This is a genomic window from Agrobacterium sp. GW821-FHT14E08, assembly GCF_058803865.1.
Map to the genome: position 1 here is coordinate 398,371 of NZ_JBXAPJ010000001.1, position 20,572 is coordinate 418,942.

Annotated in this window: 24 protein-coding genes; 21 read left to right on the forward strand and 3 right to left on the reverse strand. The window is 63.2% G+C overall.

The annotated features are described in order from the left end of the window. Positions 1-145 precede the first annotated feature (145 nt). From AC1ROR_RS01955 to AC1ROR_RS01965, 3 genes are read left to right on the forward strand one after another with little or no spacing between them, the layout of a single operon-like run. The gene (locus AC1ROR_RS01955; protein ID WP_498588461.1) at positions 146-721 is read left to right on the forward strand and encodes a head-tail connector protein; all 576 of its coding nucleotides are present in this window, start codon (positions 146-148) and stop codon (positions 719-721) included. Next, positions 718-1,053, forward strand: a complete 336-nt coding sequence (locus AC1ROR_RS01960; protein ID WP_498588462.1) for a phage head closure protein — start codon at positions 718-720, stop codon at positions 1,051-1,053. Before AC1ROR_RS01955 ends, AC1ROR_RS01960 begins: the two co-directional genes overlap by 4 nt. Further along, entirely contained in the window at positions 1,050-1,445 is a 396-nt protein-coding gene (locus AC1ROR_RS01965; RefSeq protein ID WP_498588463.1) for a DUF3168 domain-containing protein, read from the forward strand. The genes AC1ROR_RS01960 and AC1ROR_RS01965 overlap by 4 nt, the downstream gene beginning before the upstream one ends. Before the next feature lie 7 nt (positions 1,446-1,452). On the opposite strand, the gene AC1ROR_RS01970 is transcribed toward AC1ROR_RS01965, so the two are convergent. Then, the gene (locus AC1ROR_RS01970) at positions 1,453-2,652 is read right to left on the reverse strand and encodes an MFS transporter (RefSeq protein ID WP_498588464.1); all 1,200 of its coding nucleotides are present in this window, start codon (positions 2,650-2,652) and stop codon (positions 1,453-1,455) included. 122 nt (positions 2,653-2,774) lie between these two features. Between AC1ROR_RS01970 and AC1ROR_RS01975 the strand changes: the two genes are divergently transcribed. Genes AC1ROR_RS01975 through AC1ROR_RS01985 form a run of 3 tightly spaced genes read left to right on the forward strand, consistent with a single transcriptional unit; the run spans position 2,775 to position 3,759 of the window. Further along, positions 2,775-3,182, forward strand: coding sequence for a phage major tail protein, TP901-1 family (locus AC1ROR_RS01975; RefSeq protein ID WP_498588465.1), 408 nt, complete (start codon positions 2,775-2,777; stop codon positions 3,180-3,182). Continuing rightward, positions 3,182-3,541 (forward strand): gene transfer agent family protein, encoded by a 360-nt coding sequence (locus tag AC1ROR_RS01980; protein ID WP_142169688.1) that lies wholly within the window; start codon positions 3,182-3,184, stop codon positions 3,539-3,541. Before AC1ROR_RS01975 ends, AC1ROR_RS01980 begins: the two co-directional genes overlap by 1 nt. Then, entirely contained in the window at positions 3,538-3,759 is a 222-nt protein-coding gene (locus AC1ROR_RS01985) for a rcc01693 family protein (RefSeq protein WP_498588466.1), read from the forward strand. Before AC1ROR_RS01980 ends, AC1ROR_RS01985 begins: the two co-directional genes overlap by 4 nt. 5 nt (positions 3,760-3,764) lie before the next feature. Here the strand turns inward: AC1ROR_RS01985 and AC1ROR_RS01990 are convergent, their stop codons facing one another. Both AC1ROR_RS01990 and AC1ROR_RS01995 read right to left on the reverse strand, forming a co-directional pair. Continuing rightward, complete coding sequence (locus AC1ROR_RS01990) at positions 3,765-4,169, reverse strand: DUF2442 domain-containing protein (protein ID WP_498588467.1); 405 nt, start codon at positions 4,167-4,169, stop codon at positions 3,765-3,767. Then, positions 4,162-4,389, reverse strand: coding sequence for a DUF4160 domain-containing protein (locus AC1ROR_RS01995; protein WP_498588468.1), 228 nt, complete (start codon positions 4,387-4,389; stop codon positions 4,162-4,164). Before AC1ROR_RS01995 ends, AC1ROR_RS01990 begins: the two co-directional genes overlap by 8 nt. A 116-nt stretch (positions 4,390-4,505) precedes the next feature. On the opposite strand from AC1ROR_RS01995, the gene AC1ROR_RS02000 reads away from it, so the two are divergent. The 15 genes from AC1ROR_RS02000 to AC1ROR_RS02070 all read left to right on the forward strand — a co-directional run bounded on the left by AC1ROR_RS02000 (position 4,506) and on the right by AC1ROR_RS02070 (position 20,299). Continuing rightward, positions 4,506-5,087: a phage tail tape measure protein gene (locus AC1ROR_RS02000; RefSeq protein WP_498588469.1), complete on the forward strand. Its 582-nt coding sequence runs from the start codon at positions 4,506-4,508 to the stop codon at positions 5,085-5,087. A gap of 140 nt (positions 5,088-5,227) precedes the next feature. Next, positions 5,228-5,866 (forward strand): phage distal tail protein, Rcc01695 family, encoded by a 639-nt coding sequence (locus AC1ROR_RS02005; protein WP_498588470.1) that lies wholly within the window; start codon positions 5,228-5,230, stop codon positions 5,864-5,866. Then, positions 5,863-6,747 (forward strand): phage/gene transfer agent baseplate hub protein, encoded by an 885-nt coding sequence (locus AC1ROR_RS02010; RefSeq protein WP_498588471.1) that lies wholly within the window; start codon positions 5,863-5,865, stop codon positions 6,745-6,747. Before AC1ROR_RS02005 ends, AC1ROR_RS02010 begins: the two co-directional genes overlap by 4 nt. Then, positions 6,744-7,178 (forward strand): C40 family peptidase, encoded by a 435-nt coding sequence (locus AC1ROR_RS02015; protein ID WP_498588472.1) that lies wholly within the window; start codon positions 6,744-6,746, stop codon positions 7,176-7,178. Before AC1ROR_RS02010 ends, AC1ROR_RS02015 begins: the two co-directional genes overlap by 4 nt. 17 nt (positions 7,179-7,195) lie before the next feature. Further along, the gene (locus AC1ROR_RS02020; protein WP_498588473.1) at positions 7,196-10,996 is read left to right on the forward strand and encodes a baseplate multidomain protein megatron; all 3,801 of its coding nucleotides are present in this window, start codon (positions 7,196-7,198) and stop codon (positions 10,994-10,996) included. A 34-nt stretch (positions 10,997-11,030) separates the two neighbouring features. Beyond that, a complete protein-coding gene (locus AC1ROR_RS02025) occupies positions 11,031-11,237 on the forward strand; it encodes a hypothetical protein (RefSeq protein WP_035218952.1) in 207 nt (68 codons plus the stop codon). A 139-nt stretch (positions 11,238-11,376) separates the two neighbouring features. After that, positions 11,377-11,631 (forward strand): hypothetical protein, encoded by a 255-nt coding sequence (locus AC1ROR_RS02030; protein WP_003497070.1) that lies wholly within the window; start codon positions 11,377-11,379, stop codon positions 11,629-11,631. 92 nt (positions 11,632-11,723) lie between these two features. After that, complete coding sequence (locus AC1ROR_RS02035) at positions 11,724-12,395, forward strand: response regulator transcription factor (protein ID WP_003509815.1); 672 nt, start codon at positions 11,724-11,726, stop codon at positions 12,393-12,395. Then, entirely contained in the window at positions 12,385-13,785 is a 1,401-nt protein-coding gene (locus AC1ROR_RS02040; RefSeq protein ID WP_498588474.1) for an ATP-binding protein, read from the forward strand. Before AC1ROR_RS02035 ends, AC1ROR_RS02040 begins: the two co-directional genes overlap by 11 nt. 104 nt (positions 13,786-13,889) lie before the next feature. Further along, a complete protein-coding gene (locus tag AC1ROR_RS02045; RefSeq protein ID WP_080836539.1) occupies positions 13,890-14,318 on the forward strand; it encodes an RT0821/Lpp0805 family surface protein in 429 nt (142 codons plus the stop codon). A 160-nt stretch (positions 14,319-14,478) separates the two neighbouring features. Then, positions 14,479-15,642 (forward strand): c-type cytochrome biogenesis protein CcmI, encoded by a 1,164-nt coding sequence (gene ccmI, locus AC1ROR_RS02050; RefSeq protein WP_498588475.1) that lies wholly within the window; start codon positions 14,479-14,481, stop codon positions 15,640-15,642. Continuing rightward, on the forward strand, positions 15,639-16,145 hold the full coding sequence (gene ccmE / locus AC1ROR_RS02055) for a cytochrome c maturation protein CcmE (protein WP_035218206.1): 507 nt from the start codon (positions 15,639-15,641) through the stop codon (positions 16,143-16,145). Before ccmI ends, ccmE begins: the two co-directional genes overlap by 4 nt. Next, positions 16,142-18,133 carry a heme lyase CcmF/NrfE family subunit gene (locus tag AC1ROR_RS02060; RefSeq protein WP_498588476.1) on the forward strand — a complete coding sequence of 664 codons (1,992 nt, stop codon included), beginning with the start codon at positions 16,142-16,144 and terminating at the stop codon, positions 18,131-18,133. The genes ccmE and AC1ROR_RS02060 overlap by 4 nt, the downstream gene beginning before the upstream one ends. After that, complete coding sequence (locus AC1ROR_RS02065) at positions 18,130-18,597, forward strand: cytochrome c-type biogenesis protein (RefSeq protein WP_498588477.1); 468 nt, start codon at positions 18,130-18,132, stop codon at positions 18,595-18,597. Before AC1ROR_RS02060 ends, AC1ROR_RS02065 begins: the two co-directional genes overlap by 4 nt. A 154-nt stretch (positions 18,598-18,751) precedes the next feature. Beyond that, positions 18,752-20,299, forward strand: coding sequence for a Do family serine endopeptidase (locus AC1ROR_RS02070; RefSeq protein WP_498588478.1), 1,548 nt, complete (start codon positions 18,752-18,754; stop codon positions 20,297-20,299). The last annotated feature ends 273 nt before the right edge of the window (positions 20,300-20,572 follow it).

Sequence of the window (20,572 nt, forward strand, 5' to 3'; positions counted from 1 at the left end):
CCCCGAAGGGGCAGATGAGGGGGCAAGCTCTCCGCTTATTTCTGCCGTCGCCCCCTCATCCCGCTGCCGCGGACTTCTCCCCGGCGGGGAGAAGAAACAAGCGGTACCCGCTCGCTAATGCGATTACCTTCCTTCCGGAGACCCCATGACCTATGCCCTCATTCATCCGCCACAGGCGGAGCCGCTGACGCTTGCCGAGGTCAAGGCGCATCTGCGTCTCGACAGCGGCGACGAGGACGTGCTGCTCACGGCACTCATCCGCACTGCCCGCGAGCATCTGGAACGCACGACCGGCCTTTGCCTCCTGCGTCAGACATGGCGGCTTTATCTCGATCGATGGCCGCCGGGCAATGTGATTCCGATTGGCAAGGGACCGGTGCAAGCCATCGAAACGATTCTGGTTTTTGATGGTGACGGACGCGCCGCCGACATCACCGCCAATGACAAATTGCTTGATGGCGAGGCGCGGCCCGCAAGGCTGTGGCTGCGCGATCGGCCGATCCCTGGACGCGCGATGAACGGCATCGAGATCGATTTCATTGCCGGTTATGGCGAGGCAGGAACGGATGTGCCCGACACGCTGAAACGCGCCATGCTCCTGCATGTGGCCCAGATGTTCGCCTTTCGGGGCGCCGTCGCCTTGGAAAACCAGCCGGCAGGCGTTCCCGCCGGTTACGAGCGGCTGGTATCACCTTTCTGCCGCGTGGGTCTTTCGTCATGAACCTCGTTTTTCTCGACCCCGGCAAGCTGACGGCGCGGCTGGAACTGGAAGGGCGCACCGAGACGCCGGACGGGCAGGGCGGCGCTGTGGAAAGCTGGAATGTCCTGTGCTCGCTCTGGGCCGCGATCGAACCCGTATCGGACGCGTCCCATGAACGTGCCTCGGTCGAGAGCGTGACGATCACCCATCGCGTCTGGCTGAGCCATCGCAGCGACATCGCCGCCGGCATGCGCTTTCGCAAGGGTCGGCGCATTCTGGCGATCCGCACCGTGATGGACCCGGACGAAACCGGCCGCTTCATCGTCTGCCGTTGCGAGGAGGAAAGCCCGTGAGTGCAGCGAACCTGCTTCTGCAGGCGATTTTCGCACGGCTTGCCGGTGACGCCACGCTGGTGGGGCTTGTCCCCGGCGGTATTGCCGACCGGCTTTTACCGCGCGGGCTATTGCCCTCAATCATTATCGGAAACCTTGAAAGCCGCGACTATTCGACGGCGACGGAAAAGGCGGAGGAACATTTTCTGGCGCTGGAAATCTGGAGCGACGCCAACGGACGCGGACGCGCGGGCGAGATTGCCGAGCGGGTGAAAACCCTGCTCGACGATGCACCCCTTCCGCTTGCCGGCGTCTCGCTCGTCAGTCTGCAATTCCTTTCCAGCCGCTCGCGGCGGGAGCCGAAGACGCGGAATTTCCTTGCGGAAATGCGTTTCAGGGCGGTGACGGAATAGCGTCGTTTCAGGAGCCCTGCCTGCGCACGGCTTTCCACAGGACGATCAGCAGCAGAAATGAAATGCCGATCAACACGGAAGCGATGGTGAGCATCGCCGATACCCCGCCACGATCCAGCGCCATCGTGAAGACGACGGGTGCAACGGCAATGGCAAGGTTTTGCGGCAGCGAGATGCGCGCGGCCTGAAGGCCATATTCCTCCGGCGAAAACACCGCCAGCGGCAACACCGCCCGGCTGACGGTGAGAACGCCCGCACCGAAGCCGAAGAACACGATGAAGGCGATGAAAGCGGGCACGGCCGGGGCAAAAGCGAGCAGCAGCAGGAGCGAGAGCAGCAGAAGACAGAAGCCGATCATGGCTGTGACGAAAGGATTGCCGTGTTTTCCAAGCAGGAAATCCAGTCCGCGCGCTGTAATCGCAAGCACGCTGCGCGCCGCCGCCAGCTGCACGGCAAGCGATTGCGTGGCGCCCGCCTGCACCAGCAAAAGGGGCAGCAGCGGCGACAGGCCGAAGGTCGTGAAAGCGCTGATCGTCGTCATGGCGGCCAGCAGCAGAAAGGCGCGTCTCGTATCGACAGGCGAAGGTGCAATCGCGGCCGCTTCGCCTGACTTTGCGGTTCTACGGGCCGGGCGTCCCGGAAGGACGAAGACATAAAGAGGCAGAAGAACGAAGAGTTGCAGACAGGCATAAGCGATGAGGGTGCCGCGCCAGCCGAAGTGCTCGGCCGCAAGCGCGGTAAGCGGCAGGAAAACCGCCGCAGAAAGCCCGGTAAACAGCATCAGAAGCGTCAGCAACCGGCCGCTTTCCGCGCCGACGCGCTCAACAACGGCGGCATGGGCCGCTGTCGTCAGGCCGCAGGCAGCGGCAAGACCTATCACGGCCCAGCCGATGGCATAGCTTATCACGCCGCCTGCAAAGGCAAGCAGGGTAAAACCGGCGGCAAACAGCAACGAACCAGCAACAAGCACAGGCGCTGCGCCGTGGCGCACGAGCGTTTTCCCGAGATACGGACCACATAGCGCGCTGATGGTCATCATGACGGTGAGGCCGGCGAAAACCACCTCATTCGCGATGGCCAGCTCCTGTCCGATCCGTGGCCCAAGCACGGCCAGCATGTCGAAACCGCTACCCCAGCTGATGATCTGCCCGACCGCAAGCACGCCGATAAGGCGCACGCGAGACGTGGAGGGGGCGGTGTCGGACATGATGAAAATCGGGGGTGCGAGATGCGGGAGAGCTTTTGGTAGCAGGCCTATTGCTAGCCGGCAACATCAATCGAGACGACATCAACTGAAACGGCCCTGGCCGACACGAGAGGGAGAACATCATGGTGGCGCAGAAGGGCAAGGACCTGCTGCTGAAGATCAACAATGCCGGTTCCTATGTGACCGTGGCGGGGCTCAGAACCAAGCGGCTGGCCTTCAATGCGCAGGCCGTCGACATAACCGACGGTGAAAGCGCCGGACGCTGGCGCGAGCTTCTGGCCGGCGCAGGCGTGCAGCGGGCGTCGCTGACGGCGTCCGGCATCTTCAAGGATCTGGCGAGCGATGCGCTGGTGCGCGGCGCGTTTTTTGCCGGCACCATTCCGGGCTGGCAAGTCGTCATTCCCGATTTCGGCACCATCACCGGGCCGCTCCAGATCGTCGCGCTTGAATATTCCGGCCGTCACGATGGTGAGGTGCAATTCGAGATCGCGCTGGAATCGGCCGGTCTCCTCACATTTGGAGCGCTCTGATGCCGCAGGGATTGCGTTACGGGCGGGCGAACCGCCATCGCGGCGAGATCGAGGCGCTGATTGACGGCGAAAGGCGTATCCTCTGCCTGACGCTCGGCGCCCTCGCCGAACTCGAAACCGCCTTTCAGGCCGATGATCTCACCGCGCTTGCCGAACGTTTTGCAGGCGGGCGCATGAAGGCCGCCGACATCATCCGGGTGATCGGTGCGGGCCTGCGCGGTGCGGGCAATGTGTTTTCCGATGAGGATGTGGCAGCAGCAACCGTCGAGGGCGGCATTGCCGGCCACGCCGCGATTGTCGCCGATCTTTTGACCGCGACCTTCGCCGGTTCGAGGGGAGAGACGTCGCCGGACCCTTGAGCGCCGCAGCGGGCGGGGCAGGCGATACTACAGTGCGTCCGTTCCCCTGGGAGGCGGTAATCCACACCGGCTTCTGCCTGCTGCGGCTCTCTTCCGAAACCTTCTGGTGCCTGACGCCGAGGGAATTCTTCGCCATGACGGGTGGCACACGCGCTCTTTTCCGCACGGTCGACCGTCAGTCGATGGAGGCGATGATGCGGCGTTTTCCGGATGGGTAAGGTGGTCAGGAGATTTTTTTCGGACGACCGCCCTTCGCGCCGTTGGCGCGGCTGGCGGCGGCCTTGGCAGGCGAGCGGGATTGCCCACCCTTGCGCTGCGCTTCCATGAAAGTGCGGGTGCCGAAAATGCCATTCATCAGCCCGCTGATCGTATAGTCGATATCAAGGCTTTCCCAATGCAGGCCGGTCTCGCCAAGAAGCTCGACGTCGGCCATCTGTTGGGCTGTGGCGTCTTGCAAGCCTTCCAGTGCTCGGGCAGGAAACATGAACGAAGCGCCGTTGGTGAAATCAACGATGACGCGGGCCGATGCCGCTTCGAAACGCACTGAAATGGGAATGGGCCGTTCCGCACGTTCATGCTGCCAGCGCTTCTTGGCGGCGGCAAGTTCGGCGTCGCTGACCTCAACCATGATATCGTCTCCAGGTTTCCAGAAAAAGCGTCCGGTTTTCCTTGATCACCGCGACGGCACGCCTCACATTCCTGTCCGACATGCCGCCTTGCGTGATGACCGTGAGGCTTGTGATGTCGATACGGGCCTCACCTTCGCCATAGACATGAGCGTGCGGCGGCTCGTGGTCGGCCGTGTAGATGACAAAGCGCATGCCATGCTGACGCAGAACCGTGACCATGAAGACAATAACCCAAGAAGTTAGGTTTTTAAAGAGACGAAGTGGTTGCGGCAGCCGATTTTTGAAAGCTGTTTCAGCACCATGCATTCCCCAGTTGAATCAGAAAGGCAAGCGCGATGGCAGGCGAAGGATCGATTGCGGAAAGCCGCGGGGAGGCGGAAGCCCTTCTGGACGTGATGGGCGATCTCGAGCGGCGGTCCGAGAGGTTCGGTGCGGCTCTTGCCGCCGCCATGCAGTCAGCGACGACGGGTGGCAAGGGGCTGGACGAGGTGCTGCGCGGGCTGGGCGAACGGCTCTCCGGCATGGCGCTTTCCGCCGGGCTGAAGCCGTTTGAGACCATGATCGGCAACGCCGTCAGCGGGCTTTTGAACGGTGGCGGTTCGTTGTTCGCCTTTGCCGATGGTGGCGTGCCGGGGCGCAGCATCACGCCTTTTGCGGATGGCGGCGTGGTTTCCAGCCCCGCTTTTTTCCCGATGGGCGGCGGGCTTGGCCTGATGGGCGAGGCGGGGGCGGAGGCGATCCTGCCCTTGAAGCGCGGCTCGGATGGCGCTCTCGGTGTCGCCGCGCCGGCAGGCGGCGGTGGCGCGCAGATCGTTTTCAACGTGACGGCGACCGATGCGGCGAGCTTCAAGAAAACCGAAGGCCAGATCGCCGCCATGCTTGCCCGCAGCGTCGGGCGCGGCCAGCGCGGATTGTGACGTGCGGCATGTCCTCTTTGTCCCCATTCCCCTGATGAACGCAGGGATGGGGACGGCGGGATGCCATGAACGACGGCCCTGTTTTGCGAGCGGGCACCTTGATTTCTCCAACACAGTAAAAAGATTCGTGGAACAACAAGATGGCGGCATTTCATGAAGTGCGGTTTCCGCTGAGGCTTGCGCTTGGCGTGAGCGGCGGGCCGGTGAGGCGAACCGATATCGTCAACCTTTCCAGCGGCCGGGAAAACCGCAATCAGCGCTGGAAGAATGCCAGGCGCGCCTATGACGCCGGATCCGGCATTCGCTCCGTTGCCGATCTTTACGAGGTGCTCTCCTTTTTCGAGGCGCGTCGCGGCGAGCTTTACGGTTTCAGGTTTCGCGATCCAGTGGACTTCAAATCCTGCCCGCCGGGCGAGGCGCCTGCCGCGACCGACCAGAAGATCGGCACCGGCGACGGGATGATGGCGCGTTTTCAGCTGGTGAAGACCTATGCCGATGCCGGCGGTTCCTTCACGCGGCGGGTGGAGAAACCGGTCGAGGCTTCGGTCTCCGTCTCGGTTGAGGGTGTGAGGGCCTTGCCGTCGGATTTTTCGGTCGATCATGCGACCGGCATGGTGACGTTCAGCCCCGGGCGGGTGCCGCCCGCCGGTGCCGTAATCCGCGCGGGCTTCGAATTCGATGTGCCGGTGCGGTTTGCGATCGACCGTATCGATCTGAACCTGACCGCCTTCGAGGCGGGCCGCATTCCCTCCATTCCGCTGATGGAAATCCTGCCATGAAGATCGTTCCCCTAGCCCTTGCCGAGCATCTCGGGGGCGATGCGACGACCACATGCCATTGCTGGAAGGTGATGCTGAAGGATGGCATGGTGATCGGCTTTACCGACCATGACGAGGCCCTTTCCTTCGCCGGTGTGACCTATCTGGCCGAAAGCGGCTTCCAGGCCAGTGATAGCGATAGCGAAACCGGGCTGGGTGCGAGTGCAGGCGAAGTGACCGGCGGTTTCTCCAGCGAGGCGATTTCCGAAGTTGATCTGGCTGCCGGGCGGTTTGATGGGGCGAAGGTGGCGCTTTTCCTCGTCAACTGGCAGGCGCCGGAACAGCATATGCTGCTCAACATGCGCGAAATCGGCGAGGTGACCCGGGCGGGCGGCGCGTTTCGCGCTGAGCTGCGCAGCATCGCCCATCGTCTGTCCCAGCCGCAGGGCAGGGTCTATGGCCGCCGCTGCGATGCTGCACTGGGTGACCGGCGATGCGGCGTCGATCTTGCGCGGTTCACCGGCAGCGGCAGCGTTACGGGCGTGGATGTGGCCGGTAATCTGCTGGCGGCCGGGCTTGATGCTTTCGCCGATGGTTTCTTCAGCCGTGGAAAGCTGCGGTTTGTAACCGGCGGGCTCACGGGCAGGAGTTTCGATCTCGATGGGCATGACAAGCGCGATGGTGGTACGCGCCTGTCCTTCTGGCTGGCCCCGGAACGGGCGCCGTCGCCGGGGGATGTTTTTTCAGTCACGGCCGGCTGCGACAAGAGCTTCGCGACCTGCAAGGCGAAATTTGCCAATCACCTGAATTTTCGCGGCTTCCCGCATCTGCCGGGGGCTGATTTTGCCTATTCCTACGCCCGCGGCGGCGAGACCCATGATGGCAAGGCGTTGTTTCCATGACGAAGACCGGAGAAAAAGTGCTGGCGCTGGCACAAGGCTGGATCGGCACGCCTTACCGGCATCAGGCGTCTTTGCAGGGCGTTGGTTGCGATTGTCTCGGCCTCGTCAGGGGTATCTGGCGCTCGCTTTACGGCAAGGAACCGGAACTGCCGCCGCCCTACGCGCCTGACTGGGCCGAACGCGGTGGCGGGGACCGGCTGATGGATGCCGCGCAGCGGTATTTCCTGGAGCTACAAGGCATGGAGGAGGCGCTGCCGGGAGACCTGCTGCTGTTCCGCTGGCGGACTGAAGCGGCAGCGAAACATCTCGGCATTCTCGCAGGACCTCAGCATTTCATCCATGCCTATGAACAGGCGGCGGTGCTGCGTTCTGTACTGGTGCCCGGCTGGAAGCGGCGCATTGCCGGCATCTTCCGTTTTCCCGATCCCTGATATTTTCCGAGGCGACCATGGCGACCATTCTCTTTCAGGCGGCGGGCGCAGCACTCGGCGGCATTTTCGGCCCGGTTGGCGCCATCATCGGCCGTGCCGCCGGCGCGCTAGCGGGCAATGCCGTCGACCGCGCCCTGCTTTCGAACGGGCGGACTGTATCGGGCGCAAGGCTTTCGACGGCGCGCATTCCCGGTGCGGATGAGGGCGCAGCCATCAACCGGCTCTACGGCACGGCGCGGATCGGCGGCACGCTTATATGGGCGACGCGGTTTGAGGAAAGCATCGAGGTTGAGCGGCGTGGCGGCAAGGGTAATCGCGGCCCGAAAGTGGAGACCTATCGATACTTCGCCAATCTCGCCATCGGGCTATGCGAAGGTGAGGCGGCCATGGTGCGGCGCGTCTGGGCCGATGGGCGAGAACTGGACTTGACTGGCGTCGAGATGCGTTTTTATTCCGGCAGCGAGACGCAATTGCCCGATCCGCTGATCGAGGCGAAACAGGGTGCTGGCAATGCGCCGGCCTTTCGCGGCCTTGCCTATGTGGTGTTCGAACGCCTGCCACTCGACAATTATGGCAACCGCATCCCGCTCATGCAGTTCGAGGTGGTGCGCCCGGTTGGAAGGCTGGAAAAAGCCATCCGCGCCATCACCGTCATCCCCGGTGCGACGGAACACGGTTACGCCACGGCGCAGGTCTCGGAACGCACCGGCATGGGTGAGAGCCGCGTCATGAACCGCAACGGCCTGACGGCTGCGACCGACTGGCAGGCCGCAATCGACGAGTTGCAGGCGCTTTGCCCCAATCTTGGGAGCGTGGCGCTGGTGGTAAGCTGGTTCGGTACCGACATGCGGGCGGGCGAATGCCGTGTTCTGCCGGGCGTGGAAGTTGCAGGCCGTGACGGGGAAACCGCGCCATGGTCCGTTGCCGGTGTTGCACGCGGGCAAGCGCACCTCGTCAGCCATCACCGCGGCGGCCCGGCCTATGGTGGCACGCCCAGCGACGAAAGCGTGTTGCAGGCCATGGCCGACCTCAAGGCGCGGGGTCTTAAAGTGTGCCTTTATCCCTTCATGATGATGGATGTTCCCACAGGCAACGGTCTGCCGGACCCCTATGGCAAAAATGAGCAGGACGCTTATGCCTGGCGCGGCCGCGTCACCTGCTTTCCCGCACCCGGCAGGCGCAACTCTCCGGACCGCAGCGCCGGCGCGCGGGCGGAGGTTCTTGCCTTCTGCAATCGCGACGAAGGTTATCGCCGCATGGTGCTGCATTATGCGGCATTGGCGGCTCGGGCGGGCGGGGTGGATGCCTTCCTGATCGGCTCGGAACTGCGCGGGCTGACGGCGCTGAGGGACCAGAACGATGCCTTTCCCTTCGTCGAGGAACTCGTGCGCCTCGCACGCGATGTGCGCGCAATTCTCGGACCGGCGACGAAGCTGACCTATGCGGCGGACTGGAGCGAATATTTCGGCTACCAGCCGGCCGATGGCTCGGGCGATGTCTTCTACAATCTCGATCCGCTCTGGGCGAGCCCCGATATCGATGCCATCGGTATCGACAATTACATGCCGCTTTCCGACTGGCGCGACGAAGATGCCGCAAACGGCAATCCTGACGGCATGATCGGCCCGGATGATGCTGGTGCCTTCCGCCGCGCCATCACGGCGGGGGAGGGTTTCGACTGGTATTATGCCAGCGATGCCGACCGCGCCGCGCAGCGGCGCACGCCCGTTACCGATGGGCTGAAGGGCAAGCCATGGGTTTTCCGTTACAAGGATCTGCGAAGCTGGTGGCTGAATGCCCATTACGACCGGGTGCGAGGTGCGGAGAAATCGACGCCGACCGCATGGTTGCCGGGCGCAAAGCCGATCTGGTTCACCGAACTCGGTTGCCCGGCGGTGGACAAGAGCGCGACGCGTCCGAATGTCTTTCCCGATCCGAAATCGGCGGAAAACGCCTTTCCCTATTTTTCCCACCGAAGCCGCGCTGATAGCCAGCAGCGGCGGTTCCTGGAGGCGCATCTCGACCACTGGGGAAAGGGTGATGCGGCGATGGTCGATGCAAACAGGGTCTATCTATGGACCTGGGATGCGCGACCCTTTCCCGCCTTTCCGCAGAATGGTGCGGCCTGGAGCGATGGCGGCAACTGGCGCACCGGCCACTGGCTGAACGGGAGGCTGGGCACGGCAACGCTCGCCGATGCCATCGCCGCCATCCTCACCGATCACGGTTTTTCAGATTTCGACGTTTCCGCCGTCAGCGGCGATCTGGGAGGTTATGTGCAGGGTGACGTGACCTCGGCCCGAAACCTGCTGGAGCCGCTGATGGCGGCGTTTCAGGTGGATGTGGCGGAAGATGGCGGAACCCTGCGTTTCCGTTCCCGTAACTCGGCGGTCCTGCCTGTCCGCGATATTGCCGTACTTGCCGATCTGGAGGATGAGCCGCTGTGGTCGGAAAATCGCGGCCATGACAGCGATTTCGCTGCCGAGGCGGTGCTGACCTCGTTCAATCCGGCGCTCGATTACGAGCAGGCGAGCCTGCGTTCGCGCCGCATCGACAATGCCGGCAGCCGCGTGATGCGGCTTGACCTCAACGCAGCCGCGCCAGCCGAAACAGTGGAAGCGGCGGCCGATGCCCTTTTGCGCGACAATCGGCAGGCGCGTCGCACATTGCGCTTTGCGCTGACGCCGACGGAGATCGATCTGGAGCCCGGCGACTGCATCCGTCTTCCGCAGGATGTTTTCCCGCAGGCTCCTGCGGGACGCTTTCTGGTCAGCCGGATCGAGGATGGCGCGGTGCGGCAGGTGGAAGCCCGCGCCTTTTCTGCGGCTTTCTCCACCTTTACGGGCGCTGCGGAGGAGCGGCGCAGCAGCGGTGAAAGCGGTGCCGAAGGTTTTGCCCCGGAAGTGCTGTTCCTCGACCTGCCGCGCCATGACGGCATCGCGCCGGACGATTCGGCGCGCATTGCCGTCCTTGCAAAACCCTGGCGGCCAATCCTCGTTTCCGCATCACCCGGCACGGAAGGGTACCGGCAGCGCGTTGTGCTCGACCGGCCGGCAATGATCGGTCGGCTGGTCGTGCCGCTGATGTCCGGTCCCTCCGGTCGTTTCGATCGCAAAAACACCATCCTGCTCGATCTGCCCTTCGGCGAACTTTCCTCAGCGCCGGAACTGTCGGTGCTGAACGGCGAAAATCGCATCGCCGTCAGGGCCGCAAACGGCGTGTGGGAGATTGTCGGCTTTACGCGGGCTGAGGAAATCGCACCCTCGCGCTGGCGGCTTTCCACTCTGCTGCGCGGGCTTGGCGGCACGGAAGACGCGCTGGCGGCAGGCGCGACCATGGGTAGCCCGGTCGTGGTGCTGGATGCTGCGGTCCAGCCGCTCGGTCTTGCCGCAAGCGAGCGCGGACGCCGCCTGAACTGGATCGCGGAAGCCGCGGGCAAGGCGGGTCCCCCTGCCGGGCCTTTCGTTTTCGAAGGCGGTCTGCGCGCCGAAACACCGCTCGCGCCGGTGCATATTTCCGCAGAGCGGCGCAAGGACGGCATTCTGTTTAAATGGATGCGCCGGGGGCGGATGGAGGCCGATGGCTGGGACGCGACGGAGATACCGCTGGATGAACCTTCCGAGCGTTACCGCGTCGAGGTGCTGGATGGCGGGGCCGCCAGACGCATGGCGGAGGTCTCCGAACCTGTCTGGCTCTATGCTGCGGCGGACGAACTCACAGATTTCCCGACCTTGCGGGATCACATTTCCGTGCGTGTCCGACAGCTGGGCCGTGCGGTGCCTTCGGGAGTGGTGGCGCAGGCCATTCTCCCGCTCTGACATGTGCCTGAAAAACAACGAAAAGGACGAGATTATGGAGAGTACCAAACCATGGTATCAATCGCGCACGATCTGGGGTGCTTTGATTGCGGTTTTTGCACCGCTTTTCAGCATTGCCGGCCTTGACCTGCCTGCCGGCCTGCAGGGCGAACTGGCGGAAGGGCTGGTGACGGTGGCAGGCGGAATTGGCGGCCTGATCGCACTTTACGGCCGCCTTTCGGCGACCCGCGCCATTCGCTGAGCATGCCTGTCGGGATGCCGTTCCCGTCATCGCCCTTCACGGCGGGGGCGGCATTCATTTGCCATTCAGACGCTTTGCGCTACATATTCGGTCACAATAGGGTTCGAGACGCACCCGGTTTTTTGTGGAAGTTTGTAGAATGGCATCACCTCTCATCATCGCGACGCTTGCAGCCGGGCTTTCCGGTTTCACGGCGCCCGAGGCTGATTTGCAGGGCCATTACATCCTTGCTGCCAGCGATTGCGGCGCAGCCGTCGCCCGCGTCGTGCGCGAAACAGGCGGCCAGCTTCTTTCAGTCTATCCTTCCGGCGACGGTCAGTCCTGTGTCGTCACCGTTCTCGTCCAGGGCAATGGCGAGCGCCCGCGCAAGGTGACGATGCGCGTGCCGATGTAGCCTTGCCCGCATCGCCGAAATATCGGAAAACAATCCGAGACACTTAGCATGACCGGAACGCAGGCGGGCCGGGACACAGGAAAGGGCGGACAATGCGTATTCTCGTGGTTGAGGACGATGCCAATCTCAATCGTCAGCTGACCGATGCTCTGAAAGAGGCCGGTTATGTTGTCGATCAGGCATTTGACGGCGAGGAAGGGCATTATCTCGGCGATACCGAGCCCTATGACGCCATCGTTCTCGATATCGGCCTGCCGCAGCTTGATGGCATCACCGTCGTCGAGAAATGGCGTGCGGCCGGCAAGGCCATGCCCGTCCTCATCCTCACCGCCCGCGATCGCTGGAGCGACAAGGTGGCGGGCATCGATGCCGGCGCCGATGATTACGTTACCAAGCCTTTCCATGTCGAAGAGGTTCTCGCCCGCGTGCGTGCGCTCATCCGCCGCGCCGCCGGCCATGCTTCCTCCGAACTGGTCTGCGGCCCCGTCCGGCTCGATACCAAATCCTCCAAGGCGACCGTCAACGGCACGACGCTGAAGCTCACCTCGCACGAGTTCCGGCTCCTGTCCTATCTCATGCATCACATGGGCGAGGTCGTCTCGCGCACGGAACTGGTCGAACATATGTACGATCAGGATTTCGACCGGGATTCCAACACGATCGAGGTGTTCGTCGGCCGTTTGCGCAAGAAGCTCGGCGTTGATCTGATCGAGACGATCCGTGGTCTCGGTTACCGGATGCAAGCGCCGGCAGATGCGAAGTAATTCTCTCACCGCCCGCGTTTTGCTGCTCGCGTCTGCCTGGTCGGCGCTGGCGCTGGTGGTGATCGCCGTGGTGATCTCCACGCTCTACCGCCAGGGGGTGGAGCGCAGCTTCACCGATCTTCTCAGAGCGCAGCTCTATAACGTCATCAACTCCGTGACGATTTCCAACGAGAACACGCTTGCCGGCAGTCCGCAGCTCGGCGATCTCCGGTTTTCGCAGCCCGATACCGGCTGGTACTGGGTGGTGGAGCCGCTTGGCAATTTCCAGACCGCGCCGCTGGTGTCTTCCTCACTCGGCGTGTCAACGCTGCCGGTGCCGAGCATTCTCGACGCCCCCTTCGACAACAGATATGAGCGCTTTTATGCCGCTACCGACGAGGCGGGCAACAAGGTGCGCGTGGCGGAAACGGAGGTCGTGCTGGACGGTGAGGGCCGTGCGGCGCGGTTTCGGGTCTCCGGCAATCTGAACGTCGTCGAAGACGATGTGCGCGATTTCTCCAACAGCCTTTATCTGGCGCTCGCTGTTTTTGGCGTCGGCAGTCTGGTCGTCAACGGTCTGGCCATTCTCTACAGTCTGCGGCCGCTCGATCAGGCCCGTGTCGCGCTCGGCAAGATCCGGGGCGGTGAGGCGGAAAGCCTCGAAGGCGAATTCCCGCGCGAAATCCAGCCGCTCGCCAATGAGGTCAATGCGCTGATCGACAGCAACCGCCGGCTCGTGGAGCGCGCCCGCATGCAGGTCGGCAACCTCGCGCATTCGCTGAAAACGCCGATCGCCGTTCTTCTGAACGAGGCCCGCACGCTGGAGCCGCAGCATGGCGATCTGGTGCGGGCGCAGGCCGACGCCATGCAGGCGCAGGTGCAATCCTATCTTTCCCGCGCCCGCATCGCCGCCCAGCGCGGCTCGATCCTCGCCCGCGTCGAAGCTGAACCGGCGCTGGAACGGCTGGTGCGCGTGATGCGCCGCCTGAACCCCGACAAGCAGTTCGTGCTGAATTTCGAACAGCCCGGCGCCGTCCTCGGCATGGAGCAGCAGGATCTGGAAGAGGTCGTCGGCAATCTTCTGGAAAATGCCGCCCGTTTTGCCCAGACGCGCGTGGTCGTCACGCTTGCGACCGGCACGCACCCGTCCTCCGATGCGGAAATCGCCCGTCGTTCCTGGGTGGAACTGACGGTGGAGGATGACGGGCCGGGGCTTGAGCCGGAACAGATCAGCGAAGCGATGAAGCGCGGACGAAGGCTGGATGAGAGCCGGCCGGGCACCGGACTGGGACTTTCCATCGTTTCCGAGGTGGTGTCAGAGTACCATGGCCGCTTTTCGCTGTCGCGCAGTGGCATCGGTGGGCTGAAAGCCGATCTGATTTTGCCGGGCCTCTCGAAAGAGCTTGCGTGAGGCAAGAAAAAAAGCAAGAAATTCAATGGTAGCATATTAGGTGCGATGCGGTAGGAAGAGGACAGGGTTTGGTTGACGTGTATGATGGCTGTCGCTCCGTGACGATGCGTTCGCTGGTGTCACGCCCGGCACTTCTCTCTATCCTGTGCGTTTCGATGCTGAGCGCCTGCACCACCACGGGCACCCGCCCGGCGGGCGGCGGCCTGTTCGGCCGATCGTCGCAGCCTTCGACGCCTTTCCTTGCCAATCTTGAGGGTGGCATTGTCGGGCGAAGCGGCGTGCAACTTGACAGGGGCGACCAGACGAAGGCGCTGGAGGCCGAATACAAGGCGCTGGAAACGGCCCCGGTCGGCACGCCGGTATCCTGGACCGGCGATGACGCCAAGGGTCAGGTGGTCGCCAATGCGCCTTATCAGGTCGGCAACCAGAATTGCCGGCAATATTCCCACAGCCTGACGGTTGACGGGCGCGAAACCAGGGTGCGCGGCGCGGCCTGCCGCAATGCCGATGGAAGCTGGTCTCCCCTGACCTAAATCACTTTGACGTAAATCAAGGTCGCGAACCCCGCGCAATGACAGGAAGAGGCATGGCGGCACAGGCGGAATGTGCCGGCGGTGCGGCGTGATGTCTCAAATTCACGTCATTGCCGCGCTTCATGTTTCCATGTGCCGCGCATTCGAGTAATTGAGCCTTATGTTCTGGATTGTCGTTGCGATACTGACGGCGGCTGTCGCCATCGTCCTGATGTACCCGCTGATGCGGAAGACCGAGGTGGCTGAGACGCGCCGCGACGGCGAAGTTGCCGTCTATCGCGACCAGCTTGCCGAACTGGACCGTGAACGCGCCGCAGGCCTGATCGGCGAGACGGAGGCCGAATATGCCCGCGCCGAAATCGGCCGCCGGCTGCTTGCCGCTGCCGATGCCGGACAAAATGCTGAGAGCAGCACCCGACCGCTGAGGCACAATCTCGCCGCGACCCTCATCACCGTGCTGCTGCCGGCACTCGGGCTCTGTCTTTACATCTGGAACGGCAGTCCGGATGCGCCGGACATGCCGCTCGAGGCACGTCTTGAAAAACCCGGCAACGACATGAACCTGCTGATCGCCCGGGCTGAAAGGCATCTGGCGGAGAACCCGAATGACGGCGCCGGCTGGGATATTCTCGCGCCGATCTATTTCAAGACGATGCGGCTCGGCGATGCCGAGCTTGCCTATCGCAACGCTATTCGTATTCTCGGATCGAGCCCGGAACGGCTGACGGGCCTTGGCGAGACGCTGGTGGCGGGCAATGATGGTATCGTCATCGAGTCCGCGCGCGACGCTTTTGCTGAGGCCGAACGGCTGAAGTCGGGCAATCCGCGCGCCCGCTTTTACCTGGCGCTTGCGCTGGAGCAGGCGGGCAAGGCGGAAGAGGCGCGTGCAGCCTTTGCCGCGCTGGCCGCCGATGCGCCGGCCGGCGCGCCATGGCTGCCGCTGGTGCGCGAACACCTTGCCCGGACCGGTGGCGCGGCGACCCCTGCCGCACCCGGCCCAACCACAGGTGACGTGGCAGCGGCAAACGACATGACGCCTGCCGACCGGCAGGCGATGATCGAGGGCATGGTGGCAAGCCTTGACGCCAAGCTGAAAGATAACCCGGCTGATTTTGAGGGCTGGATGCGGCTGGTGCGCGCCTATTCCGTGCTGAAGAACGAAGCCAAGGCCGGAGAGGCCCTGCGGGCGGGACTGAAGGCTTTTCCGCCGGAGGGTGAGCAGGGCAGGCAGCTTCTGGCGCTGGCGAAGGAGCTGGGCGTTTCGGCCGGGCCGCTTCGGGGGAACGCGCCGCAGAATGCGATGCCGCAGGGAGTGACGCAATGACCCGCAAACAGAAACGACTGGCGATCATCGGCGGCGGCATGAGCTTCATCGTTGCAGCCGTGCTGCTCGTCATGTTCGCCTTCGGCCAGTCCATTGCCTATTTCTACATGCCGGCCGATCTGGAGAAGACGCCGGTCGATCCCGGCACCCGCATTCGCCTTGGCGGGCTGGTGGCGGAAGGCTCCGTCAAGCGCGGCGAGGGCCGCACGGTGAGCTTCACCGTGACCGACGGCGAAGCGAACGTGCCGGTCAGCTATACCGGCATCCTGCCCGATCTCTTCCGCGAAGGGCAGGGCGTGGTGACGGAAGGCGTTTTTGATGCCGCCACCCACGGCTTCGTGGCCGACAGCGTGCTGGCCAAGCATGATGAGAACTACATGCCGAAGGAAGTGGCCGACCGGCTGAAGGACAAGGGCCTATGGCAGCACACGGAAGAGGGCGGACAGCCTTCGGGCGCTGCGACTGAGGGGGCTTCGGCCGACAAGACCGGAGCGACAAAATGATCAACGAGATCGGCCACTATGTTCTGGTTCTGGCGCTCGCCGTGGGGCTGATCGTCTCGACCCTGCCGGTGATCGGCGCGCGGCGCAACGACCGGGCGCTGATGGATGTCGCCTCGCTCGGCTCCATCGTGATGTTCCTGCTGGTGGCCTTGTCTTTTGCTGCATTGACAAGGGCCTATGCCGTCTCGGATTTTTCCGTTCGTAACGTCTGGGAAAATTCCCATTCGCTGATGCCGACGCTTTACAAGCTGACGGGTGTGTGGGGCAACCACGAAGGCTCGATGCTGTTGTGGTTGCTCATTCTGGTGTTTTTCAGCGCGCTTGTTGCCGTCTTCGGTCGCAATCTTCCGGAAACGCTGAAAGCCAATGTGCTTTCCGTACAGGCCTGGATTTCCGTCGCCTTCCTGCTGTTCATCCTCCTGACGTCCAATCCGTTCCTGCGTCTGGAGCCGGTGCCGGCCGAGGGGCAGGACCTGAACCCGATCCTTCAGGATTTCGGTCTCGCGATCCATCCGCCGCTGCTTTATCTCGGTTATGTCGGCTTTTCCGTCTGCTTCTCCTTCGCTGTCGCAGCCCTTCTGGAAGGCCGCATCGATGCGGCCTGGGCACGCTGGGTCAGGCCATGGACGCTTGCCGCCTGGACCTTCCTGACCGCCGGCATCTCCATGGGTTCCTATTGGGCCTATTACGAACTCGGCTGGGGCGGCTGGTGGTTCTGGGATCCGGTGGAAAACGCTTCTTTCATGCCGTGGCTTGCCGGAACCGCGCTCCTGCATTCGGCGCTCGTCATGGAAAAGCGCGAGGCGTTGAAAATCTGGACCGTGCTTCTGGCGATCATGACCTTTTCCCTGTCGCTGCTCGGCACCTTCCTCGTCCGCTCCGGCGTTTTGACCTCGGTCCACGCCTTTGCCACCGATCCGAGCCGCGGCATCTTCATTCTCGGCATTCTCACGATCTTCATCGGCGGAGCCTTCGCGCTGTTTGCATGGCGTGCGCCTTCGCTGAAAGCTGGCGGCCTGTTCGCGCCGATCTCGCGCGAGGGTGCGCTCGTCCTCAACAATCTGATCCTGACGGTCTCGACCGCGACCGTGCTGATCGGCACGCTTTACCCGCTCATTCTCGAGACCCTGACGGGCGAAAAGATTTCGGTCGGCGCGCCGTTCTTCAACCTCACCTTCGGCCTGCTGATGATCCCGATCCTGATCGTCACGCCCTTTGGCCCGATGCTGGCTTGGAAACGCGGCGATCTGCTGGGCGCCTTCCAGCGGCTTTATGTGGCGGCGGCGATTGCTGCCATTGCCGGGCTGACGCTCTGGTACGTGGAAAATGGCGGTCCGGTGCTGGCGGCGCTCGGCATCGCGGCCGGTTTCTGGCTGATCCTCGGCGCGTTGGCCGATCTCTGGTATCGCGCCAATTTCGGCAAGCTGGCCTTCGGTATCGCGTTCCGTCGCCTGAAGGGCCTGCCGCGCTCGGCCTTCGGCACCGCGCTGGCGCATATGGGGCTTGGCATCACCGTGCTCGGCATCGTCATCGTCACCACCTTCGAGACCGAAACGGTGCTGGAAATGAAACAGGGCACGGTGGCGGAGGCGGGCGGCTACAGCCTCACCTTCGATGGTATCCGCCATGCCGTCGGCCCGAACTTCACCGAGGATCGCGGCCATTTCACCATCCGCAAGGCGGGCGTGGAGGTGGCCGATGTCTGGTCGTCCAAACGGCTCTATACCGCGCGCCGCATGCCGACGACGGAAGCCGGCATCCTGACCTTCGGCCTCAGCCAGCTTTACGTCTCGCTGGGTGACCCCATGGACGATGGCGGCATGGTGGTGCGCATCTGGTGGAAACCCTTCATCCTGTGCATCTGGGGCGGCACGCTGTTCATGATGGCGGGCGGTTTCATCTCGCTCTCCGACCGGCGGTTGCGGGTAGGTGCGCCGAACCGCAAGGCGAAGCCTGTGCGGGCTGCAATGCCGGAGGCGGCGGAATGAGGGAGAGAGTGGTAGGGCTGGCTCTTTTTCTCACCCTCATCTTCGCTGCAGCCTCTCCGGCCTTCGCCTTCAATCCGGACGAGGTGCTGAAAGACCCCGTGCTGGAGCAGCGCGCCCGGAACCTCACCTCGCAACTGCGCTGCATGGTCTGCCAGAACCAGTCGATCGATGACAGCAATGCCGAACTGGCGCGTGATCTGCGCGTTCTGGTGCGTGAGCGGCTGGTTCAGGGCGATAGCGACAATGCCGTCATCGACTATGTCGTATCGCGTTACGGTGAATTCGTGCTGCTGAAACCGCGCCTCAGCCTGCGCACCGTGCTTTTGTGGGGGGCGCCGATCGGCCTCACGCTTGCGGGAATTTTCGCCGTCTTCGTCTTTTCGCGCCGTCGCGCAACAGAGGAGCGGCCGCAGAAACTGAGTGCGGACGAAGAAGAGAGAATTCGCAATCTCATTGAAAAATAACCGGTTTCCATTTCCGTCCCCGGTTCTTTTTCAACATTACGGATTTTTCATTCGTCAGACACTTCGCCGTAAGGTGTTGCCTCCTATATCTTCATCATCCACCGCTTCTCCCCCGGTCAAACGGGCTCCAGTTGAATGAAGAAAGAAGGTACCCATGTCTCACTCGCAAAACGGACGTTTCCCGCTGAAGACGGCCCTGAAGGCCACGACCGTCGGCGGTCTTGCCGCTCTGATGCTTTCGACCGGTATCGCCGCGCCGATTTCCTTTGCCGCCCCCGTCGAAGTGAATGCGCCGCAGGTTCCGAGCTTCGCCAATGTGGTCGATGCGGTTTCGCCGGCCGTCGTTTCCGTTCGCGTGCAGTCGAACGTGCAGCCCGCTTCCGATGATTCCAGCAACTTCTCCTTCAATTTCGGCGGCCGTGGTCTCGACCAGCTGCCGGACGATCATCCGCTGAAGCGCTTCTTCAAGGAATTTGGCGGCCCCAATCAGGACCGTTCCGAGCGTGGCCCGAACCGCCACCGTGACGGCAAGGGTCCGCTGCGCCCGGTCGCCCAGGGCTCCGGTTTCTTCATTTCCGAAGACGGTTATGTCGTCACCAACAATCACGTGGTCGATGACGGCTCCGCCTATACGATCGTGATGAATGACGGCACCGAACTCGACGCCAAGCTCGTCGGCCGCGATCCGCGCACCGATCTCGCGCTGCTGAAGGTCGATGTGAACCGCAAGTTCACCTATGTGAAATTCGCTGATGACACCAAGATCCGCGTCGGTGACTGGGTCGTCGCCGTCGGCAACCCCTTCGGTCTCGGCGGCACGGTGACATCGGGCATCATTTCCGCCCGTGGCCGCGATATCGGCTCCGGCCCATATGACGATTACCTGCAGATCGACGCGGCCGTGAACCGTGGTAACTCGGGTGGCCCCGCCTTCAACCTCAACGGTGAAGTCGTCGGCATCAACACCGCCATCTTCTCGCCCTCGGGCGGCAATGTCGGTATCGCCTTCGCTATCCCCGCATCGGTTGCCAAGGACGTGATTGCCGACCTGCAGAAGGACGGCAAGGTTGAACGCGGCTGGCTCGGCGTGCAGATCCAGCCGGTCAGCAAGGATATCGCCGAATCGCTCGGCCTTTCCGAAGCCAGCGGTGCGCTCGTCGTGTCGCCGCAGGCCGGCTCGCCGGGCGACAAGGCCGGCATCAAGCAGGGCGACATCATCACCGCCGTCAATGGCGAGCCGGTCAAGGATGCCCGCGACCTGTCGCGCCGCATCGGCGGCATGGCTCCCAATGCCAAGGTTGAAATCTCGCTCTGGCGCGGCGGCAAGTCGCAGTCGGTCACGGTGACGCTTGGCGATCTCGCCAGCGACGACGCTTCAAAGGCGACGCCGACCCAGAACGACGACAAGGGCAGCCAGTCCTCCAGCGAGAAGGTACTGTCCAGCCTTGGCCTGACGGTGACCCCCGCCGATGACGGCAATGGCCTTGCCATCACAGATGTCGACCCCGACAGCGACGCCGCTGCCCGTGGCCTGAAGACGGGTGAGAAGATCACCTCCGTCAACAACCAGCAGGTTGCCTCCGCCGCCGATATCGAGAAGATCCTCGAACAGGCCAAGAAGGACGGTCGCTCCAAGGCGCTGTTCCAGATCCAGACGGACGACGGCAGCCGCTTCATCGCGCTGGATATCGACCAGGGTTGATAACTCGAATGGCGATGCCGGTTCTTCGGGAGCCGGCGTCGCATCGCGCTCTTGAGACGGGGCGGTTGAGTATGGCAGGGCGCTACGGCCCGTTTCTTCTCCCCGCCGGGGAGAAGGTGGCCCGAAGGGTCGGATGAGGGGGGAACCTCTCGGTAAATCTCTGGCCTCGCCCCCTCATCCCGCTGCCGCGACCTTCTCCCCGGCGGGGAGAAGAAATAAGCGGCGCCCGCCTGATCCATAGGCGATTGTTCCGCCTTGAAGCGCGATGGTGCT

What these genes read in the sequence shown, in the direction of transcription:
- AC1ROR_RS01955 (WP_498588461.1), top strand. Translation starts at nt 146, where the DNA reads ATGACCTATGCCCTCATTCATCCGCCACAGGCGGAGCCGCTGACGCTT.
- AC1ROR_RS01960 (WP_498588462.1), top strand. Translation starts at nt 718, where the DNA reads ATGAACCTCGTTTTTCTCGACCCCGGCAAGCTGACGGCGCGGCTGGAA.
- AC1ROR_RS01970 (WP_498588464.1), bottom strand. Translation starts at nt 2,652, where the DNA reads ATGTCCGACACCGCCCCCTCCACGTCTCGCGTGCGCCTTATCGGCGTG.
- AC1ROR_RS01975 (WP_498588465.1), top strand. Translation starts at nt 2,775, where the DNA reads ATGGTGGCGCAGAAGGGCAAGGACCTGCTGCTGAAGATCAACAATGCC.
- AC1ROR_RS01980 (WP_142169688.1), top strand. Translation starts at nt 3,182, where the DNA reads ATGCCGCAGGGATTGCGTTACGGGCGGGCGAACCGCCATCGCGGCGAG.
- AC1ROR_RS01990 (WP_498588467.1), bottom strand. Translation starts at nt 4,169, where the DNA reads ATGGTTGAGGTCAGCGACGCCGAACTTGCCGCCGCCAAGAAGCGCTGG.
- AC1ROR_RS01995 (WP_498588468.1), bottom strand. Translation starts at nt 4,389, where the DNA reads ATGGTCACGGTTCTGCGTCAGCATGGCATGCGCTTTGTCATCTACACG.
- AC1ROR_RS02000 (WP_498588469.1), top strand. Translation starts at nt 4,506, where the DNA reads ATGGCAGGCGAAGGATCGATTGCGGAAAGCCGCGGGGAGGCGGAAGCC.
- AC1ROR_RS02005 (WP_498588470.1), top strand. Translation starts at nt 5,228, where the DNA reads ATGGCGGCATTTCATGAAGTGCGGTTTCCGCTGAGGCTTGCGCTTGGC.
- AC1ROR_RS02010 (WP_498588471.1), top strand. Translation starts at nt 5,863, where the DNA reads ATGAAGATCGTTCCCCTAGCCCTTGCCGAGCATCTCGGGGGCGATGCG.
- AC1ROR_RS02015 (WP_498588472.1), top strand. Translation starts at nt 6,744, where the DNA reads ATGACGAAGACCGGAGAAAAAGTGCTGGCGCTGGCACAAGGCTGGATC.
- AC1ROR_RS02020 (WP_498588473.1), top strand. Translation starts at nt 7,196, where the DNA reads ATGGCGACCATTCTCTTTCAGGCGGCGGGCGCAGCACTCGGCGGCATT.
- AC1ROR_RS02025 (WP_035218952.1), top strand. Translation starts at nt 11,031, where the DNA reads ATGGAGAGTACCAAACCATGGTATCAATCGCGCACGATCTGGGGTGCT.
- AC1ROR_RS02030 (WP_003497070.1), top strand. Translation starts at nt 11,377, where the DNA reads ATGGCATCACCTCTCATCATCGCGACGCTTGCAGCCGGGCTTTCCGGT.
- AC1ROR_RS02035 (WP_003509815.1), top strand. Translation starts at nt 11,724, where the DNA reads ATGCGTATTCTCGTGGTTGAGGACGATGCCAATCTCAATCGTCAGCTG.
- AC1ROR_RS02040 (WP_498588474.1), top strand. Translation starts at nt 12,385, where the DNA reads ATGCGAAGTAATTCTCTCACCGCCCGCGTTTTGCTGCTCGCGTCTGCC.
- AC1ROR_RS02045 (WP_080836539.1), top strand. Translation starts at nt 13,890, where the DNA reads ATGCGTTCGCTGGTGTCACGCCCGGCACTTCTCTCTATCCTGTGCGTT.
- ccmI (WP_498588475.1), top strand. Translation starts at nt 14,479, where the DNA reads ATGTTCTGGATTGTCGTTGCGATACTGACGGCGGCTGTCGCCATCGTC.
- ccmE (WP_035218206.1), top strand. Translation starts at nt 15,639, where the DNA reads ATGACCCGCAAACAGAAACGACTGGCGATCATCGGCGGCGGCATGAGC.
- AC1ROR_RS02060 (WP_498588476.1), top strand. Translation starts at nt 16,142, where the DNA reads ATGATCAACGAGATCGGCCACTATGTTCTGGTTCTGGCGCTCGCCGTG.
- AC1ROR_RS02065 (WP_498588477.1), top strand. Translation starts at nt 18,130, where the DNA reads ATGAGGGAGAGAGTGGTAGGGCTGGCTCTTTTTCTCACCCTCATCTTC.
- AC1ROR_RS02070 (WP_498588478.1), top strand. Translation starts at nt 18,752, where the DNA reads ATGTCTCACTCGCAAAACGGACGTTTCCCGCTGAAGACGGCCCTGAAG.